At 68.6% G+C, this 21,732-nt stretch carries 22 protein-coding genes; 14 read left to right on the top strand and 8 right to left on the bottom strand.

Annotated elements, in window-relative coordinates; genetic code table 11:
• Positions 1–184: 184 nt before the first annotated feature.
• From FKO37_RS08730 to FKO37_RS08715, 4 genes are all read left to right on the top strand, one after another.
• Entirely contained in the window at positions 185–1,327 is a 1,143-nt protein-coding gene (locus FKO37_RS08730; protein ID WP_238608237.1) for a sensor histidine kinase, read from the top strand.
• Positions 1,324–1,974, top strand: a complete 651-nt coding sequence (locus FKO37_RS08725) for a response regulator transcription factor (protein ID WP_134665115.1) — start codon at positions 1,324–1,326, stop codon at positions 1,972–1,974. Before FKO37_RS08730 ends, FKO37_RS08725 begins: the two co-directional genes overlap by 4 nt.
• A gap of 231 nt (positions 1,975–2,205) precedes the next feature.
• A complete protein-coding gene (locus tag FKO37_RS08720) occupies positions 2,206–2,937 on the top strand; it encodes a DUF2786 domain-containing protein (protein ID WP_037811165.1) in 732 nt (243 codons plus the stop codon).
• A gap of 13 nt (positions 2,938–2,950) precedes the next feature.
• Positions 2,951–3,655 (top strand): GNAT family N-acetyltransferase, encoded by a 705-nt coding sequence (locus FKO37_RS08715; protein WP_134729224.1) that lies wholly within the window; start codon positions 2,951–2,953, stop codon positions 3,653–3,655.
• On the opposite strand, the gene FKO37_RS08710 is transcribed toward FKO37_RS08715, so the two are convergent.
• Positions 3,656–4,585 (bottom strand): LysR family transcriptional regulator, encoded by a 930-nt coding sequence (locus FKO37_RS08710; RefSeq protein WP_134729226.1) that lies wholly within the window; start codon positions 4,583–4,585, stop codon positions 3,656–3,658. It lies immediately after the preceding gene.
• A 203-nt stretch (positions 4,586–4,788) separates the two neighbouring features.
• Between FKO37_RS08710 and FKO37_RS08705 the strand changes: the two genes are divergently transcribed.
• Positions 4,789–6,477, top strand: a complete 1,689-nt coding sequence (locus tag FKO37_RS08705; RefSeq protein WP_051728833.1) for a 2-isopropylmalate synthase — start codon at positions 4,789–4,791, stop codon at positions 6,475–6,477.
• A gap of 38 nt (positions 6,478–6,515) precedes the next feature.
• Here FKO37_RS08705 and FKO37_RS08700 read toward each other — a convergent pair whose 3' ends face one another.
• Positions 6,516–7,163 (bottom strand): response regulator transcription factor, encoded by a 648-nt coding sequence (locus FKO37_RS08700; RefSeq protein ID WP_037811162.1) that lies wholly within the window; start codon positions 7,161–7,163, stop codon positions 6,516–6,518.
• A gap of 11 nt (positions 7,164–7,174) precedes the next feature.
• On the bottom strand, positions 7,175–8,506 hold the full coding sequence (locus tag FKO37_RS08695) for a sensor domain-containing protein (protein WP_238604192.1): 1,332 nt from the start codon (positions 8,504–8,506) through the stop codon (positions 7,175–7,177).
• 132 nt (positions 8,507–8,638) lie between these two features.
• On the opposite strand from FKO37_RS08695, the gene FKO37_RS08690 reads away from it, so the two are divergent.
• Positions 8,639–9,814, top strand: a complete 1,176-nt coding sequence (locus FKO37_RS08690; protein WP_238604191.1) for an MFS transporter — start codon at positions 8,639–8,641, stop codon at positions 9,812–9,814.
• Here FKO37_RS08690 and FKO37_RS08685 read toward each other — a convergent pair.
• A complete protein-coding gene (locus tag FKO37_RS08685; RefSeq protein ID WP_238604190.1) occupies positions 9,767–10,681 on the bottom strand; it encodes a polysaccharide deacetylase in 915 nt (304 codons plus the stop codon). The genes FKO37_RS08690 and FKO37_RS08685 overlap by 48 nt on opposite strands.
• Positions 10,682–10,737: 56 nt before the next feature.
• On the opposite strand from FKO37_RS08685, the gene FKO37_RS08680 reads away from it, so the two are divergent.
• The 3 genes from FKO37_RS08680 to FKO37_RS08670 are packed head-to-tail and all read left to right on the top strand — an operon-like array spanning position 10,738 to position 13,429.
• Positions 10,738–11,532: an IclR family transcriptional regulator gene (locus FKO37_RS08680; RefSeq protein WP_238604189.1), complete on the top strand. Its 795-nt coding sequence runs from the start codon at positions 10,738–10,740 to the stop codon at positions 11,530–11,532.
• Positions 11,533–11,577: 45 nt separating this feature from the next.
• Positions 11,578–12,648: an NADH:flavin oxidoreductase/NADH oxidase gene (locus tag FKO37_RS08675; protein ID WP_238604188.1), complete on the top strand. Its 1,071-nt coding sequence runs from the start codon at positions 11,578–11,580 to the stop codon at positions 12,646–12,648.
• A 10-nt stretch (positions 12,649–12,658) separates the two neighbouring features.
• Entirely contained in the window at positions 12,659–13,429 is a 771-nt protein-coding gene (locus FKO37_RS08670; RefSeq protein WP_238604187.1) for an alpha/beta fold hydrolase, read from the top strand.
• Here FKO37_RS08670 and FKO37_RS08665 read toward each other — a convergent pair.
• Both FKO37_RS08665 and FKO37_RS08660 read right to left on the bottom strand, forming a co-directional pair.
• A complete protein-coding gene (locus FKO37_RS08665) occupies positions 13,426–14,157 on the bottom strand; it encodes an SDR family NAD(P)-dependent oxidoreductase (protein WP_238604186.1) in 732 nt (243 codons plus the stop codon). The genes FKO37_RS08670 and FKO37_RS08665 overlap by 4 nt on opposite strands.
• Positions 14,154–14,471 (bottom strand): hypothetical protein, encoded by a 318-nt coding sequence (locus FKO37_RS08660; protein WP_043832494.1) that lies wholly within the window; start codon positions 14,469–14,471, stop codon positions 14,154–14,156. The genes FKO37_RS08665 and FKO37_RS08660 overlap by 4 nt, the downstream gene beginning before the upstream one ends.
• Before the next feature lie 70 nt (positions 14,472–14,541).
• Between FKO37_RS08660 and FKO37_RS08655 the strand changes: the two genes are divergently transcribed.
• The 3 genes from FKO37_RS08655 (at position 14,542) to FKO37_RS08645 (ending at position 17,189) form a co-directional block, all read left to right on the top strand.
• Positions 14,542–15,375 (top strand): LysR family transcriptional regulator, encoded by an 834-nt coding sequence (locus FKO37_RS08655; protein WP_238604185.1) that lies wholly within the window; start codon positions 14,542–14,544, stop codon positions 15,373–15,375.
• A gap of 197 nt (positions 15,376–15,572) precedes the next feature.
• A complete protein-coding gene (locus FKO37_RS08650; protein ID WP_205670053.1) occupies positions 15,573–16,112 on the top strand; it encodes a helix-turn-helix domain-containing protein in 540 nt (179 codons plus the stop codon).
• A gap of 189 nt (positions 16,113–16,301) precedes the next feature.
• Complete coding sequence (locus tag FKO37_RS08645) at positions 16,302–17,189, top strand: carbohydrate-binding protein (protein WP_238604184.1); 888 nt, start codon at positions 16,302–16,304, stop codon at positions 17,187–17,189.
• Here the strand turns inward: FKO37_RS08645 and FKO37_RS08640 are convergent.
• The gene (locus FKO37_RS08640; protein WP_238604183.1) at positions 17,186–18,142 is read right to left on the bottom strand and encodes a LysR family transcriptional regulator; all 957 of its coding nucleotides are present in this window, start codon (positions 18,140–18,142) and stop codon (positions 17,186–17,188) included. The genes FKO37_RS08645 and FKO37_RS08640 overlap by 4 nt on opposite strands.
• 59 nt (positions 18,143–18,201) lie before the next feature.
• Entirely contained in the window at positions 18,202–19,350 is a 1,149-nt protein-coding gene (locus FKO37_RS08635; protein WP_238604182.1) for an MFS transporter, read from the bottom strand.
• A gap of 80 nt (positions 19,351–19,430) precedes the next feature.
• Here FKO37_RS08635 and FKO37_RS08630 point away from each other — a divergent pair, with 80 nt between their 5' ends.
• A complete protein-coding gene (locus FKO37_RS08630) occupies positions 19,431–19,853 on the top strand; it encodes a MarR family winged helix-turn-helix transcriptional regulator (protein ID WP_037811147.1) in 423 nt (140 codons plus the stop codon).
• A gap of 104 nt (positions 19,854–19,957) precedes the next feature.
• Positions 19,958–21,718, top strand: coding sequence for a chitinase (locus tag FKO37_RS08625; protein ID WP_238604181.1), 1,761 nt, complete (start codon positions 19,958–19,960; stop codon positions 21,716–21,718).
• Positions 21,719–21,732 lie beyond the last annotated feature (14 nt).

Below are 21,732 nucleotides of genomic sequence, written 5' to 3'. Positions count from 1 at the left end.
ACCCCTGGCTCTCCGCCGAACAGCGGGAATGGATGACCATTCAAAACGACCGTAACCGCTCGATCGCGTCCGCGGAATCCGCCCTTCGCCGCAGCCTCGGGTAAACCCTAGCGGTAGGCGGCCTGCCGCGATCGCGGTACGGAATTGGGAAACCGCCGGTCAGGCAGGTAGTTTCGGGCGCGTGATGCGGATCCTGCGGGCGCGGCCGCTGTGCACGGATTCGCTGCTGGCGGCTGCGGTCGGACTATTCCTTTTCGCCGGAGCGGCGGTCCACCACGGCTCCCTCGGCGACCGGCCGGGGCTGTTCGGGCTGCTGCTCGCCGCGGCGGGCGCGGCGCCGCTGGTGGTCCGCCGGCGCTACCCGATCGCCGTGCTGCTCGCGGTGACCCTGCTGGTCGGCGCGTTCGCGCTGGCCGGGTACCGCGCGACGCTCGGCCGTCCTGACCTGCTGATCGCCGCGTACACGGTGTGGGCGCGCTATCCGGTCCGGCAAGCCTGGCCGCCGTCGCTGTTCGCGGTGGCCGGGTTCGAGGTCACGATGCTCGTCGGCGACAGTTCGAATCCGATCGGCGACACGGTGATCGCGGTGCTGCAAGCGTCCGCGACCGTCCTTATTGGACACTCGGTCTACCTCCGCGGGCTCGCCCTGCACGCGACCGCGGAACGGGCCGACCGCGCCGAACTGGCGGTCGTCGAGGAGCGGCTGCGCATCGCCCGCGAGCTGCACGACGTGGTCTCGCACCATCTGTCGGTGATCTCCGTGCAGGCCAACCTCGCGCGGTACGTCTTCGAGTCCGCGCCGGACACCGCACGCGGTGCGCTCGACACGATCACCGGCACGACCACCGAGGCGCTGGACGAGCTCCGCCGCCTGCTCAGCGTGCTGCGTCCGCCGCACCACGAGCCGGGCGAATACCGTCCACAGCCGGGTCTCGAAGAGCTTCCCTCGCTGGTCAGCCGGGTCCGCGAGGCCGGGCTGACCGTGCGGCTGCGCGTCGCCGGAACGCCGCGGACGTTGCCGTCGGGGCAGCAGCTGTGCGCGTACCGGGTCGCGCAGGAAGCGCTGACGAACGTCCTGAAGCACGCGCCGGAATCCTTCGCGACGCTGGACGTCGAGTACCTGTCCGACGCACTGCGGCTGAGCGTCGCCGACTCCGGCGGCGGACCGCGCACCGACGGCAATCCCGCCGGTCACGGCCTCGTCGGCATGCGGGAACGGGCGCGTATGTACGGTGGCGAGATCGAAATCGGGCCTCGCGAACCGGCGGGGTTCGAGGTGGTGCTGACCCTCCCGTACTCGGACCGGACCGGCGGAGAACCGAAGTGACCAGTGTGCTCGTGGTGGACGACCAGGACCTCGTCCGCGCCGGGCTCGTCGCGCTGCTCAACGCCGCGCCGGGCGTCGAGGTCGTCGGAGAGGCGCGCGACGGGATCGAGGCCGTGCACGAGGCGGCGCGGCTGCGGCCCGAGGTGATCCTGATGGACATCCGGCTGCCCGGTCTCGACGGCGTGTCGGCCACCGCCCGCATCCTCGCCGGGCCGGACCACCCGCGCGTACTGATCCTGACCGTCTTCGACCTCGACGAATACGTGTACCGCGCGCTGCGGGCCGGTGCGGCCGGATTCCTGCTGAAGGACAGCCCGCCGGAGACGCTGATCTCCGGCATCCAGGCGGTGGCGCGCGGGGACATGCTGTTCGGCCCGACGATCACGCGGCGGCTGGTCGAGGCTTACACGAGCGCGCCGCCCGCGGAGCCCGCGCCGGAACTGAGCGGGCTGACCGAACGCGAACGCGAGGTGCTCCGGCTGGTCGGCACGGGAATGCCGAACGCGGAGATCGCGGCCCGGTTGCTGGTCAGCGAGGCGACGGTGAAGACGCACCTCAACCGGCTGATGCCCAAACTCGGCATCTCCAGCCGAGCGCAGGCGGTCGTCGTCGCCTACGAAACCGGTTTGGTCCGGCCAGGGCGGTAGCCGAATTCGCGGCGCAGCACGCGTTCTCCTCGGCTTTCGTCCCTCCAATGTGGACAGTAACCCTCGGCTGACAGCCGCGACCAGGCCGTTCGGACCCGAGCCGACCACGGCTGCGACGAACCGGGCGCCCAGTGTCACTCCCGAACATCTGATCGAATATTGTCGTACCTCACGCCTACCGTGCACCCCATGCCGGTCCGCACGGGCCGCGCCTGCTGGAGAGGGGGGGTCATGCCCGACCACGACACGTTGCTGGAGCGCGTGCGGAAGCTGCTGGCCAAGGCCGAGGACCCGGCCGTCACGCCCGCCGAAGCCGAGCTGTACAACACCAAAGCGGCGCAGCTGATCGCGCGGCACGGGATCGACAACGCGATGCTCGCCGCGTCCGGGCAAAGCGGCGACGACATCACGGTGCTGAAGCTGCCGATCTCCAATCCGTACAGCCGTGACAAAGCCAGCCTGCTCACCAGCATCGCGTACCCGTTGCGCTGCCGGACCTTGCTGCACCGGGTCGGCCAAGGGGTCGAAGAGGTCACCGTGTTCGGCTTCCGCACCGACCTCGCGCGGGTCGAGCTGCTGTTCACCAGCCTGTTGCTGCAGGCGAGCACGCAGCTCACGCGGGTGCGGCCGGAGGAACGGGTGTTCCGCGAATCGCTGGCGGCGTACCGGCGGACGTGGCTGCACGGTTTCGCGCGAGCGGTGCACGAACGGCTGACCGCGGCGGAAGAAAACGCCGCGCGGACGTACTCCGATGTCGCCGGCGGGAAGTCGGCGGAACTGGTGGTGCGGGACCGGACGGCGCTGGTGCAGCAGGCCTTCGACCGCGAGTACGGCGACCTGCGCTCGGCGGCCCCGCGACGGTTGTCGGGGTCCGGATACCGGGAGGGGCACCGGGCCGGGACCCGGGCGAATCTCGACCCGGCGGCGCTGGGAAGGCGGCGGTCAGCGCTTCCGGTGCGCTGACCTGGAGGGCGTCGTGCTCCGCATCGAAGACCTCGCCGCCCGGCCGGAGCTGCGCGTTCCCGCGCTCCAGCTGGGATTCGTCGGCGGGGAGTTCCTCGGCCAGGGCCTCACCGCCGGGCTGGCGAGCTCGAGGCGGATCGCCCCGGAGTTCTTCCTGGTCCTCCTCGACGACGACGTACCGGTAGCGCGAGCGGCGGCGATTCCCGTCGCCTTCCCCACCCCAGAGCGAACTGAACTGCCCGACCACGGCTGGGACGGTGCTCTCGTCTGGGCCGCCGAAGACCACCTCGACGGACGGGCACCCACCACGCTGGTCGCGCTGGAGGTGTACGTCGCGGAATCCGCGCGCGGGCAAGGGATTGCCGCCCAAGCGCTCGTGGAGTTGCAGAACCGGGCGCGCCGGGCTGGGCTTTCCCGGCTGGTCGTGCCGGTGCGGCCCACCGGAAAACCGCCCTTGGAGTCCATTGTGGACTATCTCGGCCGAGGCACCGATCCCTGGCTGCGCAGTCACGAGCGGCTGGGCGCGAAGTTCCGGAAGATCGCGCCGTTCGCGATGACCGTCACCGGCACGCTCGCGCAGTGGGAGCAGTGGACCGGCATCCGGCTCGAAGACGGACACACCGTCGTGCCCGGCGGAATCGCCCCGGTGCTGGCGTCGACGGAACAGGATCTGGGCGTGTACGTCGAGCCGAACGTCTGGTACGAGCACCCGCTCTGACTACGCCTGCTCCCAGCCAGGCAGCCAAACCCCGTCCCCGGGTTCCTGCCCGGTCACCAGGTGATCGCGCAGTTTCCGCACGTCCGGATGCGCGGGCTCGCGCCGCCACAGCAGCGACATCGGGTACACCGGCGTCGGGTCGACCACCAGCACGCGGCGGAGGTCGTACTCGTCCGGCCAGAAGTAGCGCGAACCAGCGCCCACGAACGTCGCCAGGTCAGGCGAGGTCGCCAGTTCGTCCAGCATCGTTTCGTTGCCGAAGACCGGGCCGGACACATCGATGGTCAGGTCGAACGCCTCGGCCAGCTCCGCGTAGTACGCGCCCCATTCCATGCTCGCCGACAGCCCCGGCATCCAGATCCGATGGCCGGCGAGTTTCGCGATCGGCACTGACGGCAGGTCGGCGAACGGATGGCGCGGGCCGACGAGCAGCTCGTGCGCGTCGTAGTCCACCACCCCGCTCGTCACGCCGCCCGGCAGGTCGTGCTTCGGGACCCCGCGGAACGCCGCGTCGACCGAACCGGCCGCGACCGCGGCGACGGCGGCGTCGAAGCTCAACTCGGCGCCGGTGGTCACGATCTCCAGCTCCACCTCCGGGAACGCCCGGTGGAAGCTCAGTGCCAGCTGCGCCGACTTGGTCCGCCGGTTCAGCACGTCCACTCGCAACGGCCGCTGCTCCGGGCGCACCGCGGCGAGCGCGCTTTTCTCGGCGTCGAGCAGCACCCGGGCGTGCGGCAGGAACGCCTCGCCATCGCTGCTCAACCGAGCCCCGCGCGCGGTGCGGGTGAACAACTGCACCCCTAGTTCGCGTTCCAGCGCGCCGACGCGTTTGGACACTGCTTGCTGCGTGATCCCCAGCTCCGCGGCCGCTTCCTGGAACTGCCCTCCGTCCACGACGGCGACGAAGGTCCGCACGAATTCCAGCTCCACGGACCAATCCTAAGCGCTCGCGCCGCCCGCCGCGGCGAGTTGCCCCGACCCCGCTACTTGTCTGAGGAGTTGTGCTACGCTCCGCCTCGATGTTCACGCGCTTCCTTCTCCTTCGCCGCCACGGCGGGGCCTGACCGGACCGGCCCCCCGCCGTGGGGCAAGCACGCGCGCCGGTCGGCTCCCGACCACTTGAAGGACCGCAGATGAACACCGTTTGGAACCGGCAGCGACCCTCTCGCATGCCGTCGTACCGCTACCGCGACGTCTACCAGCGCGTCGACGTCCCCAACACCGGCCGCGCCTGGCCCGGCAACCGGATCACCCAAGCCCCGCTCTGGGTGCCGGTCGACCTGCGCGACGGCAACCAGGCGCTGGCCGAACCGATGGACCCGGCGCGCAAACGCCGGTTCTTCGAGCTGATGATCAGCATGGGGTACAAGGAAATTGAGGTCGGCTACCCGTCCGCCTCGCAGACCGACTACGACTTCGTCCGGCTGCTCGCGGACACCGACCTGGCTCCGGAAGACGTCACCATCGTCGTGTTCACCCCGGCACGGCGCGACCTGATCGAGCGCACGGTCGAGTCCGTCCGCGGCATCCGCAACGACGTCGTGATCCACCTGTACACCGCCACCGCGCCGACCTGGCGCACAGTGGTCCTCGGCCACGATCGAGCGTCGCTGAAAGAACTGATCCTCGACGGTGCCCACGACGTTCTGCGCGCGGCCGGCGACCGGCCGAACATCCGCTTCGAGTTCTCCCCCGAGGTCTTCAACCTCACCGAACCCGACTACGTCCTGGAAGTCTGCGACGCGGTCACCGAAACCTGGCAGGCAAGCCCGGACCGTCCGGTGATCCTCAACCTGCCGGCGACCGTCGAGATCGCGACGCCCAACGTGTACGCCGACCAGATCGAGTACATGCACCGCAACCTCGCGCGCCGCGATTCGGTAATCCTCTCCGTGCACCCGCACAACGACCGCGGCACCGGCGTCGCCTGCGCCGAACTCGCCGTGCTGGCCGGGGCCGAGCGCGTCGAGGGCTGCATTTTCGGCAACGGCGAGCGCACCGGGAACGTCGACTTGGCGACGCTCGCGCTGAACCTGCACGCACAGGGCGTCGACCCGATGATCGACTTCTCGGACATCGACGAGATCCGCCGCACCGTCGAGTACTGCAACCGGATCGAGGTCCACGCGCGGCATCCGTACGTCGGCGACCTCGTGCACACCGCGTTCAGCGGCACCCATCAGGACGCGATCAAGAAGGGGTTCGCCGAACATCACGCGCGCGCCGCGGAAACCGGCGTGCCCGCCCACGATCTGGACTGGCGCGTCCCGTACCTGCCGATCGACCCCGCCGACCTCGGCCGCGACTACGCCGCCGTGATCCGGGTGAACTCGCAGTCCGGCAAGGGCGGAATCGCCTATCTGCTGAAAAACGAGTACGGCATCACGCTGCCGCGGCGGCTGCAGATCGACTTCGCGCGCCGCGTCCAAGGCCACACCGACGGCTCCGGACACGAGGTGACCGCGACCGAACTGTGGCAGCTCTTCGAAGCCGCCTACCTGCAGCCGAACCCGACGATCACGTTGTCCCGCTTCGAAAACTCAGCCGACGAGCACACCAGCATCACCCTGCGCGTCGACGGGATCGAGCACACCAGCACGCACACCGGAACCGGGCCGGTCGAAGCGCTCACCGCGGCGCTCGGCGAGCACGGGCGGAAGGTGGACATCGTGGCCTTGCACCAGACGAGCATCGGCTCCGGCAACGACAGCGAAGCGTTGACTCTGCTGGAATATCGCACTGACAGCGGTACACAATGGACAGCCGGGCGCGACCGTTCGGTGCTCGCGGCCAGCCTCACCGCGGTGGTAAACGCGGCCTAAAGCCCAGCGGTGCGAGCGCGACCTGCGCTCGCACCGCTTCAGCCGCCCCCGCGAAGAAAGGCCAGCACTGCCAGCACTCGACGGTTCCCGTCGTCCGTCGGCGGGAGGTCGAGTTTCGACAGGATGCTTCCGACGTGCTTGCCCACCGCGGCGTCGGACACCACCAGCCGCCGGGCGATCGACGCGTTCGAGTGCCCCTCGGCGATCAGCGACAGGACCTCCCGTTCCCGCGCCGACAGCCGGGCGAGCGGGTCGGCCCGGCGGCGCAGCAACTGGCGCACCACCTGCGGATCCACCGCCGTTCCGCCGTCGACGACCTGGCGCAGCGTCGCGACGAATTCCTCGACGTCGACCACCCGGTCCTTCAGCAGGTAGCCGACCCCGCGCCCCTCGGCGGAGTCGAGCAGTTCGGCCGCGTGGTGGTGTTCGACGTATTGGCTCAGCACCACCACAGCCAGCTCCGGCCGCGTGCGTCGCAGCTCGACCGCGGCGCGCAGGCCCTCGTCGGAATGACCGGGCGGCATCCGGATGTCGGTGAGCACCAGGTCCGGACCGTGCTCGCGCACCGCGGCGTGCAGCCCCTCGGCATCACCGACCGCGGCGACGACCTCGAAACCAAACCGCTCCAGCAATCCGCACAATCCCTCGCGCAGCAGCACCTCGTCTTCGGCGAGAACGACCCGCATCGACTCTCCCCTCAGCACGGCAGCTCCACTCGCACGACGGTCGGCCCGCCGACCGGACTGCGCACCCACATCCGGCCGCCCAGCACGGCGACCCGATCGCTCAACCCGGTGATCCCCGTGCCGCGCGACGGCTCAGCACCGCCCGCTCCGTTGTCCCATACCTCAATGGTAAGCACCCGACCGACAATTCCGGCGGTCACCGAGGCGCAACTGGCCGCGGAATGCTTGGCGACATTGGTCAGCGACTCGGCCACCACGAAGTACGCCGTGGACTCCACCGACTCCGGCAACCGCACCGGCACCGCCACGTCCACGGTGACCGGCACCGCGCATCCGTCGGCGAGCTCCTCCAACGCGGCGGGCAAGCCGAGTTCAGCGAGCGCACGCGGATGGATGCCGTTGATCAGCTCGCGCAGCTCGACCATCAGCTTCTTGGCCTGGTCATGCGCGTCCGACACCGCCTTCGCCGCCGCGGAATCCGGCGGCAGATCGACCTTCGCGAGCCCGAGCTGCAGACTCAGCCCGACCAGCCGTTGCTGCGCGCCGTCGTGCAGATCGCGTTCGATGCGCTTGCGTTCCGCGTCGAATGCCGACAGCAGCCGGGTCCGCGATTGCGACACCTCGGTCAGCTCGCCGCGGAGCTTCTCGGCGGCCCCGTCGGTGAGCAGCGAACGCGCCAGCATCGCGTGCAGGCCAGCAAACCCGGAGAGCAGATAGCCGGACAGAACGAGCAACACCACCCCGGCCAACGCGTATGGCACCGCACCGCCAGGAGTCGAAACCTCAGTGAAGCCAACGGAAATCGTGTCGTTCTCGTTGACGAGCAGCGGACTCGCCACCAGAACGGCCGCGAACAACGCGACCATGCCAGCCACCGAGTACAGCGCGGGAATCGCGGTGCACAACAGCACCGCGTACCCGAGTTCACGCCACGCCGCCGGTTCGGTGTAGCGCGTCCGCATTCGGGGCCACCAGCCCGGTTCACTGATCGGTCCAAAGGGGACGGTCACCGGGTTGAGGTCGACCATGCGCAACCGCTGCCGTTCGACCCCGGCAACCACCGCTGCCCACGCCGGGCCCGCGCTCAGGAACAGCAGCATACCGAACACCGAGAACGCCGCGACGAGCCCCAGATCGGAGGTCTGCCCGTGCACGACGCGGCTGACCAGCACCGCGAGCGGCAACAGGCAGAACCCGAACGGAAGGCCGAACAGCAGCGTCATCGGGCCGGTGCTGAGCCCGTACAGCAGCGCCCGCCACGGCCAGGAGGAAATCAGGAATGTCCGATGCGACAAGGCATCCAGCACAGTACGCGGTTTCGCGGTTGTCGAGACGGTAGCCACGAGATCCAGATTAGCCAGCGTGCTGCCCGGTTTCGATCAGCTTGCCCGTAGTCTCGGAGGTAGGGCTAGGCATACCCGGCACGCGCTCTCGGCCTTGACTTCAAGTTAAGTTGAAGTTCTACCTTCGGCGTCGTGACCGAAACGACTGACGCCGGAGTGCGGCGCCCACCGAGATCTCTGCTGGCGACGCTGCTCGGCGTCAGCACCATGACCATCATGGCCAGTGCCACGATCACACCCGCGTTGCCAGGCATGCAGCAGCACTTCGCTGCCGAACCGCACGCGGAACTTCTCGTCCGGCTGGTGCTGACGTTGCCGGGGCTGGCGATCATGGTCTCCGCGCCGTTGCTCGCCAAGCTGAGCGGCCGGACCGGACGCGTGCCGCTGCTGCTCGCCTGCCTCGCCCTCTACACCGTCGGCGGCGGGTCCGGCCTGCTGCTAGACTCGCTCCCCGCGCTGCTCGTCGGACGGGCCGTGCTCGGGATCGGCATCGCCGGGATCATGACCACGTCCACCGCGCTGATCGCCGACCACCATGACCCCGAGGAACACGGCCGCGTGCTCGGATTGCAAGGCGCGGCAATGGGTTTCGGCGGCGTCGTGGCGCTGCTGCTGGGCGGCTTGCTGGCCGCGCTGGACTGGCGCGGGCCGTTCGCCATTTACCTGCTCGCGATTCCGATACTGGTGCTCGTGCTGCGATTCGTGCCAGACGCGCCCGTTCAGCCGACCGATCCGGCGGACACCACCACGGCCGCGTCGCCGTGGCAACCACGGCTGCTCGGGCTGTACGCGCTGATCTTCATCGGCGTCGTCGTCTTCTACACCGTTCCGACACAGGCACCGTTCTGGCTGGCCGAAGTCGGCGGCGCGGGACCGGCGGTCGCGGGAGCCTTGATCGCCGCGGTCAATCTGGTGATGACCTTGGTGGGTCTGAACTTCCGCCGCCTGCGGGCCCGTTGGTCCTTCCCCGCGCTGGCCATCGCGATGTTCGCCGCGTTCGCCGTCGGGCTGGTCGTCCTCGGTACCGCGAGTGCATTGTGGACGGCTGCGCTGGGCATGGTCGTGGTCGGACTTGGCATTGGGCTGCAGAACCCGACCGTGAACGGCTGGCTGGTCTCCACCGCCTCCCCTGGGGTACGGACCAGGGCGCTGGGGTTGCTGACCTCTGCGTTGTTCCTCGGCCAGTTCTCCTCGCCGCTGATCGCGCAACCGGTGATCGACGCCGTCGGGATGGGGACGACGTTCGTCCTGGCCGGAGCGTTAGCCGCGGCGATCGGGATTGTCGTGGCTGTCATCCATCGGCGATGACACGTAGTCGACGACCTGCGCGTGCGTAGCGAACCAAACCCCGTCGTGCGAAGCGATGTGCTTTAGCAACTCGGCGAGAATCGTGATGCGGGAACGATGTCCGATGATGTGCGGGTGCATCGTGAGCTGGAAGAGGCCGCCCTCGGCCAAGGCGAGGTCGAACTCGTCGCGCCAGATCGGCAGCACTTCCCGCGGCGGGGTGTACGGACGCTGCGAGCCGAAGCGGTTCATCGTGAAGTACGGCGCGTCGTCGCGGATCCATTCCACCGGAAGTTCGACGATGCCGGTCGGTTCGCCATCGGCGAGGATCTCGTAGCAGTCGTTGTCCGCCATCAACGAGGAGTCGTAGGCGAGGCCCAGTTCGCGGATGATCGCGAGCGAGCTTTCGGAGAAGTCCCACGACGGCGTGCGGATGCCGACCGGACGCGTGCCGGTGAGCCGCTCCAGCGTGTCGGCGGCCCGGAAGGTGAGGTCACGTTCAGCGGTGGGCGGCAGTTGGGCGTTGCTTTCGTGGATCCAGCCGTGCAACGCGACCTCGTGCCCAGCGTCCACATAGGACTGCACCTCGCCGTCGTGCAGCAACGCCGACACCGCGGGCATGAAGAACGTCGACGGCACCCCGAACCGCTCAAGCAGCTTCAACACCCGCGGCACCCCGACCCGCGAGCCGTACTCGCCTTGCGAGAGCTTGCCCGGCAGCACGTGGCCGTCGCGCAGCGAGATCGTCTCGTGGTCGGAGTCGAACGACAACGCCACGGCCACCCGCGCCCCGCCCGGCCAAGAGTCCGGCCGCAGCGGCCGCCCGGCACGCACGCGCTCGACGTGACCCCGCCAGGTTTGCTCGCTCCACTGCCACGGTTCGGTCATGCTTCCTCCCCCTGCGCCGCGAGGCTTCATCGTATCGCTGTGCCACGATGAGGCACATGCACGACGAAGAGCCCGAGAAGCCGGCCAGCGGGGTCCGGACGATGAACAGCGTCCTCAGCACGCTGCGAGTTTTCGAGGAAGTCGCCCAGCGACAGCCCATCGGCGTCTCGGAGCTGGCACGGTGCACGGAGATCCCGAAGAGCACCGTGCAGCGCGGACTGATCACGCTTCAGCAGGCAGGATGGCTGAAAGTCGTGGACGCCGAACGCTCGCGCTGGGGTGTCGCGCCGCGCGTGCTGGCGCTCGGTCTGCGCGACTGCGGGAAGCCGGACCTCAAGGAGCTGGCCGACCCGGTCGTCAAACGGCTCGCCGCGGAGACGAACGAGACCGTCATGCTGGCCGAACGCGACGGCGACAACCTCGTCGTCATCGCCACGCAGCACACTGACCAGGTCGTGCGGGTCGTGCTGGATGTCGGCACGCGCGTCCCGCTGCTGGCCACCTCCGGCGGCACGGCGATCATGGCGCGGCTCGACGAATCCGAGGTCGAGGAGCTGTTTACCCACGAACTTCCCGAGTTCGCCCAGGACCCGGCACCGGATTTCGTCGCCCTTCGCCGCGACATCGCCCTGACCGCGAAGCGTGGGTACGCGCTCAACGGGTCCTCGTCGTGGTACCGCCCGCAGGTGTCGTCGATCGGCGCGGCCATCACGGACCCGGCCGGACGGCCAGTGGCGACGATCACCCTCGCGATTCCCGACATGCGCTACTCCCGCGCCCAGGAGAAGACCTTCGCGCCGCTGGTCGTGGCGGCAGCAGCCGAGGTCAGCCGCCTGCTCGCCGAAAGCTGACAAGACGCGTGCCGCATTGCGGAATGACGCGTACCGTTTTGTGGCATGAATGAGTTCCCGGAGACGACCCCGTTGCGCTTGCGCGACGTCATCTTCCGCAACCGCGTCTGGATGTCCCCGATGGCGCAGTACGCGGCGGGCCCGGACGGGCTGCCGACCGAATGGCATCTGGCGCACTACGGCCCCCGCGCGATCGGCGGCGTCGGGCTGGTCATGGTCGAGGCCACCGCGATCAGCCCAGACAACCGGTGCACCGCGGCCGACCTCGGGCTTTGGAACGAGGAACAGGCGCTCGCGCACCGGAAGATGACCTCGTTCGTCGCTGGCCACGGCGCGGTGCCCGCGGTGCAGCTGAATGCCGTCGGCCGCAAGGGATCGCACCAGGTCCCGTGGGTCGGCGACGGGCAGAACGGACCGGTGCCGGTCGCCGACGGCGGCTGGGAGCTGATCGCGCCGTCGGCGATCCCGTTCGGCGACCTGGCGATGCCCCGCCCGGCCACCGCGGCCGACCTGGACCAGGTCGTCGAGGATTTCGCGCACGCCACCCGGATGGCCGAGCTGGCCGGTTACCAGGCTGTCGAAATCCATGCCTCGCACGGCTATCTGCTGCACCAGTTCCTGTCGCCGCTGTCCAATCAGCGCACCGACGAGTACGGCGGAAGCCCGCGGAACCGGATGCGCTTCCCGCTGCGCGTGGCCCGCGCCGTGCGGGAGGCGTTCCCGCAGGAAAAACCGGTGTTCGTCCGCATCACCGCCACCGACTGGGTCGAGGACAGCATCGCGCTCGACGACGCCGCGGCGTTCGCCAAGGAACTGGCGGCGATCGGGATCGACCTGCTCGACGTGACCTCCGGCGTGCTCGTGCGCGATCGAGGCGCCCGGCCGCCGAACCGGGAAGGCGTGAACGTCGAGTTCGCCGCCGCGCTCAAGGAAGCGTCCGGGCTGGCGGTCGCGCCGGTCGGACAGATCACGGACTTGGCGGCCGCGGGCCGGATCATCCGCGAGGGCAAGGCCGATGCCGTGCTGATGGGGCGATCACTGCTGCGCGACCCGTACCTCGCCCTGCGCAACCAGCCCAAAGACGCCTGGCCCGTCCGCTACCACCGCGCTTTCTGAGGGACTACCCGTGAATCACGAAACCACCCGCCCCGACGGCACGAGAATCCATTACACCGCAACCGGTTCTGCCGACGGACCCGCACTGACGCTCATCCACGGCTGGGGCTGCGACCGCGGGGATTTCGACACGATCGTCAAACACCTCCCGCCCGAGGTCCGCGTGCTGGCCGTCGATCTCGCGGAACACGGCGACTCACGGTCGTCTCGCGACACTTGGACCATCGAGGAATTTGCTCGCGACGTAGCCGCCGTACTGGCCGCCGAGTCGGTCGAATCCACTGTCGTAGCCGGGCATTCGCTTGGCGGAGCGGTCGCGGTCGAGACCGCCCGGCTGCTTCCGGACACGATCACCCGGGTGATCGCGCTCGATGCGTTGCACTACTTGGGCTTGTTCCCCGCGCAGAGCGAGGAGGACGCCCAAGCGTTGCTGCAGCCGTTCCGCGAGGACTTCACCGGAGCGATGCGAGGAATGGTCGAAGCCGGTTCGCCAGAAGGCACCGATCCGTCCTTAGTGGACTCGTATATCAACAAGATGGGCTCCGTACGTCAGCCCGCCGGTCTGCACGCGCTCGAAGGCCTCGCACGCTGGGACATGGACGCGGCGCTGCGCGAGATCGCCCAGCCGGTCGTGCTGTACGCCGTGCGCTCGATCATCGCCAAGGAGGCGATCGACCGCTACGGCGACCGGATCCGGATCGAACTGATCGACCTCGGCAGCCACCACTTCCCCGTCGAATCCCCCGCGGAAACCGCCAAGCTCCTGGCCGACGAACTCTAGGCCCGTCGCCCGCCATCGACCGACAACGTCGTGCCAGTGACGTACGACGCGGCGTCCGAACAAAGCCAGACCACGGCCGCGGCGGCTTCCTCCGGAGTCGCCAGCCTGCCGAGCGGAGTGATCGCTTCCTGCCGGGCGATCATGCCGGGGTCGCCAGCCCACTTGTCGAACCCCGGCGTCCGCGTCGGCCCCGGGCACACCGCGTTGACGCGGATGCCGTCCGCCGCGTAGTCGACCGCCGCGACCTTGGTCAGGCCCACAATCCCGTGCTTCGACGCGACGTAAGCCGGCGCGTTCGGGATCGCGTACAACCCGCCGTTGGACGCGACGTTCACGATCGCGCCGCCCTTCAGGTGCGGCAGTTCGTACTTCATGCAGAGGAAGGTCCCGGACAGATTCACCTGCACGACGCGCTCGAACTCGGCGAGCGTCAGCTGGTCGACGCGCTTGTGCGACGACAACCCGGCGTTGTTCACCGCGAAGTCGAGCCCGCCGTACGCCTCGACCGTCTGCTTCACCGCGGCCTGTACTGAAGACTCGTCGCCGATGTCGACCTGGACGGCCAGCGCTTCCCCGCCGTCCTTCTTAATCAACTCGACCGTTTCCGCCGCGGCTGCCGCGTCGATGTCGAGCACGGCCACCGCCGCCCCGGCGCGCGCGAACTCGATCGCCGCCGCCCGGCCGATCCCGCTGCCCGCCCCGGTGACAAGCCCGCGTCGCCGGCTCACGACAGCGACTCGTGGTTCGCCCAGGCCACGCGGTACGAATGCCGCGCCTGCCACTTCTCGATCACCTCGTGCAGTTCGGGCGCGGTGAAGCTCTTGGCCAGCGTGTCGAGGTCGGCGAGGGTGACCTGGACGATCGCCGTCGCGATCAGCGCCGGGATGGCGTCTTCCCCGGGGATCGGCAGGTGGCGGCGAGTTTCGACCGACTCGGCGAACCCGGTCGCCAGCATGGCCTGTTTGATATCGCTGAGGTACTGATCCAGCTCGCCGTCGGGTAGCGGCTGGTCGAACGAAACAATCATCGTGTGCGTGATCATGCTTCAAGTTTTGCCCGGGTTCCGGCTGGACGTCCAAGACCGATTCGCTATTTGGCGATAACCTGGAGGCATGGCTGAACTGGAGACGCGCGAACTCGAGTACTTCCTGGCAGTCGCCAGCGAGCTGCACTTCGGGCGGGCCGCGGTACGGCTGTCGATCGCCCAGCCGGCGCTCTCGAAGGCGATCCAACGCATCGAAACCCGGCTCGGCGTGCAGTTGTTCGCCCGCTCGAGCCGCCACGTCGAACTGACCGCGGCCGGCGAGGCACTCCAGGAACACGGACGGCACGCGCTCAACGCGGTCAGCGCCGCCGCCCGCAACGCCCGCCGCGCCGGTGAAAGCCACCTGCGCCTGGTGCTCAAACCGGGCGGCGACGCCGGACTGCTGTCCGGAATCCTCGCCGAATACTCCCACCATCCCGACGCCCACCAGGTCGACATCCTCTTCAGCGGCCCCGCCGACCGCGCCGACTTCCTCCTCAGCGGCCGCGCGGACGTCGGCCTCCTGTTCGTCCCGTTCGACAACCTGACCGGGCTTGCCCACGAAACCCTGCACGCCGAGGACCGCGTGGCCATCGTCCCCAGCACACACCGGCTGGCTCAGCAGCCGTCGGTCCGGCTGTCCGATTTGGACGGAGAAACGCTGCCGTCGTGGAAAGGCGTGCCCGGTGTCGAGGGAACCGGACCGGAGGTGGCTGACGTGGTCCAGCTGCTGCACCTCATCTCGCTGGAACGGATGGTCGGCGTACTGCCGCGGTCACTGGTCGACCAGGTCCCGCCAGGCGTGGTCTGCGTGCCGATCGCGGACGCTCCGCCCAGCCAGCTGGTGCTCGCGTGGAACGAGCAGGACCGACGGCCGCAGGTGGCGTCGTTCGTGAACGCGGCGCTGGATTCGGTCCGTTGACCTGCGGTTGAAGACCAGGCGCGCCGCCCCGAACACCGCAGCCCCCACGACCGCGGGTGCGGGGACGGCTGCCTGCCCGGTCACCCGCACCACGCTAGGGCGGCCGAACCGGCGAAACATCCGTCCGCGGTCGATCGCGGGTAGCCGTTGGTCTAATTGCGTTCAAACCCGCGGCCAGGAGTGTCATGCTGGGTTGCGTGGAGGACATCATCGCAGCGGTCGGACCCCGGCTCCGCCACTTCCGGCGGCAACGCAACCGCACCCTGGACGAACTGTCGAACGCGACTGGCATCTCGATCAGCACTCTCTCCCGTCTCGAATCCGGCCAGCGCAAGGCCACCCTCGAACTGCTGCTGCCCATCGCCCGCGCGCACCGGGTCCCGCTGGACGAACTGGTCGGCACCGCCCCGCTGCAGCCGGTCACGCGCAGCGACCGGACCGTCGTGCCGCTCACCCAGCAGCCCGGGCAGTTCCAGTCGCTCAAGATGATCTTCGACGCCGCCCAGTGCGAACCCGATCCGCGCACGCATCCCGGCCACGAGTGGTTCTGCGTACTCAGCGGCAAGGGCAGGCTCGTGCTCGGCGACCACGACGTCGTCCTGAAAGCAGGCGAGGTCGCCGAATTCGACACCCGGATCCCGCATTGGTTCGGCAGCACCGGCGAGGGCCCGGTCGAAATCCTCAGCATGTTCGGCAAGCAGGGCGAGCGCATCCGCGTCCGCGCCAAGACCCGCTGATTGCTCCACTTGGCGGTATAACCCCGGGCGCAGGGAAAAACCTATGTCCGCACTGAGCTGCGCTTATCGGAACACACCGTCGAAAGTCGGTGCCTAGCACCAAAAATCCCGACTTAACATCCGTGTCCCGCGGACGGACACCCTTTTCCCTCCGCGCGTTTCCTTCGCCCACGACGAGGAGATGCATCGATGCGGAAACTCTTTGTCCTGCTCACTTCCGCCCTGGCGGCCGCGGCCGTCGTCGCCGGCAGCCCGCCGGTTTCCGCGGCACCGGGCAGCGGGGTGGTGCCCGGGCTGACCGGTGCCGCCGCGAAAGCCGCCGCCGGGACCGCCGCGGACAAGTTCCTCAAGCTGCGCCGCGAAAAAGCCGGCCGCTCCGTCAAACCGCGGATCGACGCGCAGCAGCACACTTTCTGGGGTCCCGAACCGCAATTGTCCAGCGGCGCGGACGGAATTCTCGTCACGCACAGTGTCGTCCCCGACCTGCGACTCTCGAACAGCGCGGACGTCGTCTACGCCCCGACGGTCAAGCCCACCGGCCATTCCTGCATCGAGGTCGTCACCGCGTACGGACTCGACCAAGGCGGTCAGGTCTGGGCTTGGGACTGGTGCGGAACGGTCGGCCCGGCCAAGGTCGTCCCGCTGGACAGCTCGTTCCTCTCCAATTACACGTCCACAGTGGACGGACACCCGGCGTTCACCGTCCAGGAAGTCCAGACCGACGCGAGCGCCAACAGCTGGACCGCGTCGCTCTACAACGTGAAGACCGGCAAGTGGGACGACCTGTTCTCGCAAAGCGGCAGCGACCAGAGCACCCTCAACGAGGGCTGGGACATCTTCGAGCTGTACTCGACCGTCGACCCGTCGACCGGCCAGGCTTACTACTGCTCGGACGCCAAGGGCAAGGTCTTCGAATCCAGCCAGCTGCAGTTGCGCATCGGCGGCCAGTGGACCCCGGCGACGGAGTCGAACTCGCCGTTGCAGCCGACCGCCAACCCGAACCCGAGCGACTACAGCTGCTCGTCGCTGAACTTCGAGGTGCCGACGCCGAACAGCAACTGGCGAGTCACCGTTTAAGCCCCAGCCGGCAGGAGTGCGTGCCACCAGCGGTCGAACGCGGCACTGCACCCCTGCCGGTTGGCGTAATCACGGGCCACCTTCTGAGATATCTCGCCGGCCCGGTCCGCGACGGCCGTGCCCGCCCGGTAACACAACCGCAGCTCCTGCCACAGCGGCGCGTCCTCGATCGCCCGCACGACGATCCCGTCCTGCCGGTCCTCCCGAGTCGCCAACGCCGGCGCGACCGCCATGCCCTCGCGCACCAGATCCAGCAAAGTAGCCAGACACTGCGGCCGGTGCGGCTGATCCAGCACGACCCCGCGTTGTCGGCAGACCTCCTGCAAGTACGCCGACCACCGGGTCGTCCACGGCGGATCGTCCGCCCAGGGATACCCGGCGAGCTCCGCCAGCGGTATCTCCGCGCGGGAAGCCAGCGGATGCTCTTCGGCCAGAATCACGAAAACCGGCTCCCGCGCCTGCACGACGAGACTCTCGACGCCGTCCGGAACGATCCGATCCGGAAGGGGCGCAAGGTAAACCAGTGCGAGATCAAGGTCCCCGTCCGCGAGCGCCGCCAACGTCCGGGCCTCATCCTGCTCCTCGTGCACCCGGACCGCGGGACACCACGGCTGATCCCGCAACCACCTCGCCAACGCGAGATGCAGAAACCCGCTGTACCCGCCGAGGCGAACCGCCCCAGCCGCCTCCCGCCGCGCCCCGGCCCGCTCGGTCAGCGCCGACATCCCAGCCAGCACCGCCCGCGCGTCCGCGACGACGCCCTCCCCGAGCGCGGTCGGCACGCATCCCGTCGGCGAGCGCGCGAACAAACTCCCGCCGACCGACCGTTCGACCCGCCGCAGCAATCCGGACAACGCCGGTTGAGAAACGTGCAACGCCTTGGCCGCGCGAACGAGGCTGTGCGCGTCGGCGATGGCCACGAGCGCGCGCAGGTGGCGCAGTTCCAGCTCCATGACTCCTCCGGCCGCAACCCCTCTCGCCTGGCCACTGTAACGCCGAAGATCGTGGGGAATTACCGACGCGAGTCGGTACTCAGTCGCTCCCGGCGCAGCGCGTACAGCGCGATGCCGAGGCCAATCACGGTGAGGACCGCGGCCAGCAGATAAATCGACTGCGGCGCACGGGCGATCACCTGCCCGCCCAGCAGCCCCGCGACCGCGGCGGCCAGCTGGAACCCGGACGCGTTGACCGCTACCGCCAGCGTCGGAGCGCTGCTGCCCGCGGCGATCACCCGCGCCTGCATTCCCGGGACGATCCCGAAGGCAAGCATCCCGAGCACGAACACCAACCCGATCATCACCGGTTTGACCGGGCTGCCCAGCCACGCCGCTGCCAGCGCGACCACCAGGGCAGCCAGCATCCAGGCCAGCGACGGCAGCAGCGCCCGGTCCGCCCACCGCCCGCCGAGGTAGTTGCCCGCGACCGCGCCGACCCCGTAAAGAACCAGCAGCACCGGAAGCAGCTCGCTGCTGAATCCACTGACGTCGGTGAGCAATGGCGCGATATACGTAAAAACGGTCACCACGCCCACGTTGCCGAGCACGGTCAGGCCGATCGCCTGCCAGACGTTGCGATCCGCCAGTACCCGCAACTCCCCGCGCATCGACCCGGTCGCGGGCTGGGCCGGAACGAACCGCAGCACGAGCAGCAACGCGATCCCGCTGACCACGGCCACCGCCCCGAACGTCGCCCGCCAGCCAAGATGATGACCGAGAACCGTGCCGAGCGGACTGCCCGCGACGATGCCCAGGTTCAAGCCCATGGTCACCTTCGCGATGGTCGAAACCGCCCTTCCCGGTGGAGCCATCGACACGACAGTCGCGATCGCGACCGCGAAGAACGTCGCCACTACCAGCCCAGCGACGAACCGCGACACCACCGCGAGCGCGTAGCCCGGAGCGAACGCCGACCCCAGATTGCCGGCCATGGACACCACGATCAGCCCGGCGATGAGCGGCTTGCGCGCCACCCGCGCGGTAGCCAGCGTGACCAGCGGCCCGCCGACGATCATCCCGATCGCGTAGGCGGTGACGAGCAGCCCGGCCGATCCGACCGAGACCGACAGCCCGGCGGCGACGTCGGGCAGGATGCCGGCGATCACGAACTCGCCGGTGGTGAGGCTGAAGACAACGAGCAGCAAGGAAAACACCGAGAGCGGCACGACACCCCACAGTAGTTCTAGTTCGAATGATTCGAACTAGAACTATCACAGCTCGAATCAGTTCCGCTAGACTCGGGCGCATGGCAGGGACTCCGGGCGTGGACCGCGACGTGTGCAAACTGGTCCACCACCTCGCGCACACGCTGGATGTCCACGTGCGTCGCGTGGCGGAGCAGATGGGCCTGACGCCGAGCCAGGTGATCGCGTTGCGCGAACTGTCCGAACCGATCACCGCGCGCGAACTGGCCGCCCGAATGGTGTGCGAAGCGTCGAACGCCACCTTCGTCCTGGACCGACTCGAAGAGCAGGACCTCATCCAGCGCCAGCCGCACCCTGCGGACCGCCGGGCCAAACAGATCGTGCTGACCCCGGCAGGCAAACGCCGCCGCACCGAAGCACTACGCCACCTGGACGCGCGCTCCCCGCTGACGCCGCTCAGCCCGGCCCAGCAGGAATCCCTGCACGAACTGCTCCGCGCACTGATGCCGGACAGCACGGCCTAGTTCACCGGAAAGCCGACTTTCGTCGCCCCAATAGGTCTGGACAACTCCGCGAGTGGTCTAGACAATATGTGCTCAGAGGGTCGCATCGGACCGGAGGAACCGCAATGAAGCGTGCTCGTTTCCTCGTCGTGCTCCTGCTAGCCGCAGCCGGACTGGTCGTCGGCGGGCCAGCGCAGGCGGCGAACCTGCTCGCCAACCCCGGTTTCGAAGCCGGTTCGACCTCCGGCTGGACCTGCCCCGCAGGTGCGGCCGTGAAGACGCCAGTGCACTCGGGCAGCTACGCCCTAGCCGTCACCCCCGGTGCGTCTGACCAGGGCCAATGCACCCAAACAGTCTCCGTGCGCCCGAACACGACCTACACGGTTTCCGCCTGGGTCCAAGGCGCACCGGTCTACCTAGGCGTCACCGGCGGCTCGTCCACTTGGACTAACGCCTCCGCCTACAGCCAGCTCTCGCTGTCCTTCACCACCACCGCGAACCAGACGTCCGCCGAGCTGTACCTGCACGGCTGGTACGGCACCGGCACGTACTACGCCGACGACGTAGTCCTCGACGGCCCAGGCGGCGACACCCCGGGTGCCCCCGGCACCCCAGGCACGCCAACCGTCGGCACCGTCACCAACACGTCAATCGCCCTGAACTGGACCGCGGCCGCAGGCACCGTGACCGGCTACCGCGTCTACGAAGACAACACCCTGCGCGCCACCGTCACCGGAACCACCACGACGCTCTCCGGCCTGACCCCCTGCACCTCGCACAGCTACTCGATCACCTCCTACAACGACCAGGCCGAATCCGCCCACACCCCAGCGGTTTCCGCCACGACCGGCGGCTGCACCAGCACCGGCCTGCCCAAACACGCACTGATCGGCTACGTCCACGCAAGCTTCGCGAACGGCTCGGGCTACCTGAAACTCGCCGACGTCCCCGCCGCGTGGGACATCATCGACCTGGCCTTCGCCGAACCCACGTCGGTAACTTCCGGCGACATCCGCTTCAACCGCTGCTCAACCACCGAATGCCCCGGGGTAGAAAGCGACGCGGACTTCATCGCGGCGATCCGCGCGAAGCAGGCACAAGGCAAGAAGGTCCTGATCTCGATCGGCGGCCAAAACGGCGAAGTCCAGCTCACCACCACCGCCGCCCGCGACAACTTCGTCAACTCAGTCGCGGCGATCATCGACAAATACGGCCTGGACGGTCTGGACGTCGACTTCGAAAGCCAGTCCCTGTCCCTGAACTCGGGCGACACGGACTTCCACAACCCGACCACCCCGGTAATCGTCAACCTGATCTCGGCCCTGAAAACGTTGAAAGCCCGCTACGGAGCCAAATTCGTCCTGACGATGGCCCCAGAAACGTTCTTCGTCCAGGTGGGCTACCAGTTCTACGGAGGCGCAGGCGGCGGCGACAGCCGGACCGGCGCGTACCTGCCGGTGATCTACGCCTTGCGCGACTCACTGACGGTGCTGCATGTCCAGGACTACAACTCCGGCCCAGTCATGGGATTGGACAACCAGTACCACACTATGGGCGGCGCGGACTTCCTGATCGCGATGACTGACATGCTCAAGTCCGGCTTCAAGGTCGCGAACACCGGCCAGACCTTCCCGGGCCTCAGGGAAGACCAAATCGCCGTCGGCCTGCCCGCGGCGGTCAGCGCAGGCAACGGCTATGTCTCCCCGGCGGAAGTCCAAACCGCCGTGACCTGCCTGGCCCACGGAACCGGCTGCGGGTCGTACACCTTGCGCGGTGGACCGTCGCCAGCGCTGCGGGGGTTGATGACCTGGTCGGTGAACTGGGATCGGTACTACGGCTGGGCTTTCCAGAACGCACACCGACCGTTCTTGGACGGTCTTGGCTGAGCCGTAGGCCAGGG

The sequence above is a fragment of the Amycolatopsis sp. Poz14 genome, assembly GCF_006704225.1.
Lineage (GTDB): Bacteria > Actinomycetota > Actinomycetes > Mycobacteriales > Pseudonocardiaceae > Amycolatopsis > Amycolatopsis nivea.
The sequence above is the reverse complement of the archived record's forward strand: the minus strand, read 5'-3'. Positions and strand labels throughout refer to the sequence as shown.

Excerpts from the sequence above, each read along its gene's own strand:
- FKO37_RS08730 (WP_238608237.1), top strand. The coding sequence starts at position 185 with ATGCGGATCCTGCGGGCGCGGCCGCTGTGCACGGATTCGCTGCTGGCG.
- FKO37_RS08720 (WP_037811165.1), top strand. The coding sequence starts at position 2,206 with ATGCCCGACCACGACACGTTGCTGGAGCGCGTGCGGAAGCTGCTGGCC.
- FKO37_RS08705 (WP_051728833.1), top strand. The coding sequence starts at position 4,789 with ATGAACACCGTTTGGAACCGGCAGCGACCCTCTCGCATGCCGTCGTAC.
- FKO37_RS08700 (WP_037811162.1), bottom strand. The coding sequence starts at position 7,163 with ATGCGGGTCGTTCTCGCCGAAGACGAGGTGCTGCTGCGCGAGGGATTG.
- FKO37_RS08685 (WP_238604190.1), bottom strand. The coding sequence starts at position 10,681 with ATGACCGAACCGTGGCAGTGGAGCGAGCAAACCTGGCGGGGTCACGTC.
- FKO37_RS08680 (WP_238604189.1), top strand. The coding sequence starts at position 10,738 with ATGCACGACGAAGAGCCCGAGAAGCCGGCCAGCGGGGTCCGGACGATG.
- FKO37_RS08675 (WP_238604188.1), top strand. The coding sequence starts at position 11,578 with ATGAATGAGTTCCCGGAGACGACCCCGTTGCGCTTGCGCGACGTCATC.
- FKO37_RS08660 (WP_043832494.1), bottom strand. The coding sequence starts at position 14,471 with ATGATCACGCACACGATGATTGTTTCGTTCGACCAGCCGCTACCCGAC.
- FKO37_RS08655 (WP_238604185.1), top strand. The coding sequence starts at position 14,542 with ATGGCTGAACTGGAGACGCGCGAACTCGAGTACTTCCTGGCAGTCGCC.
- FKO37_RS08645 (WP_238604184.1), top strand. The coding sequence starts at position 16,302 with ATGCGGAAACTCTTTGTCCTGCTCACTTCCGCCCTGGCGGCCGCGGCC.
- FKO37_RS08640 (WP_238604183.1), bottom strand. The coding sequence starts at position 18,142 with ATGGAGCTGGAACTGCGCCACCTGCGCGCGCTCGTGGCCATCGCCGAC.
- FKO37_RS08630 (WP_037811147.1), top strand. The coding sequence starts at position 19,431 with ATGGCAGGGACTCCGGGCGTGGACCGCGACGTGTGCAAACTGGTCCAC.
- FKO37_RS08625 (WP_238604181.1), top strand. The coding sequence starts at position 19,958 with ATGAAGCGTGCTCGTTTCCTCGTCGTGCTCCTGCTAGCCGCAGCCGGA.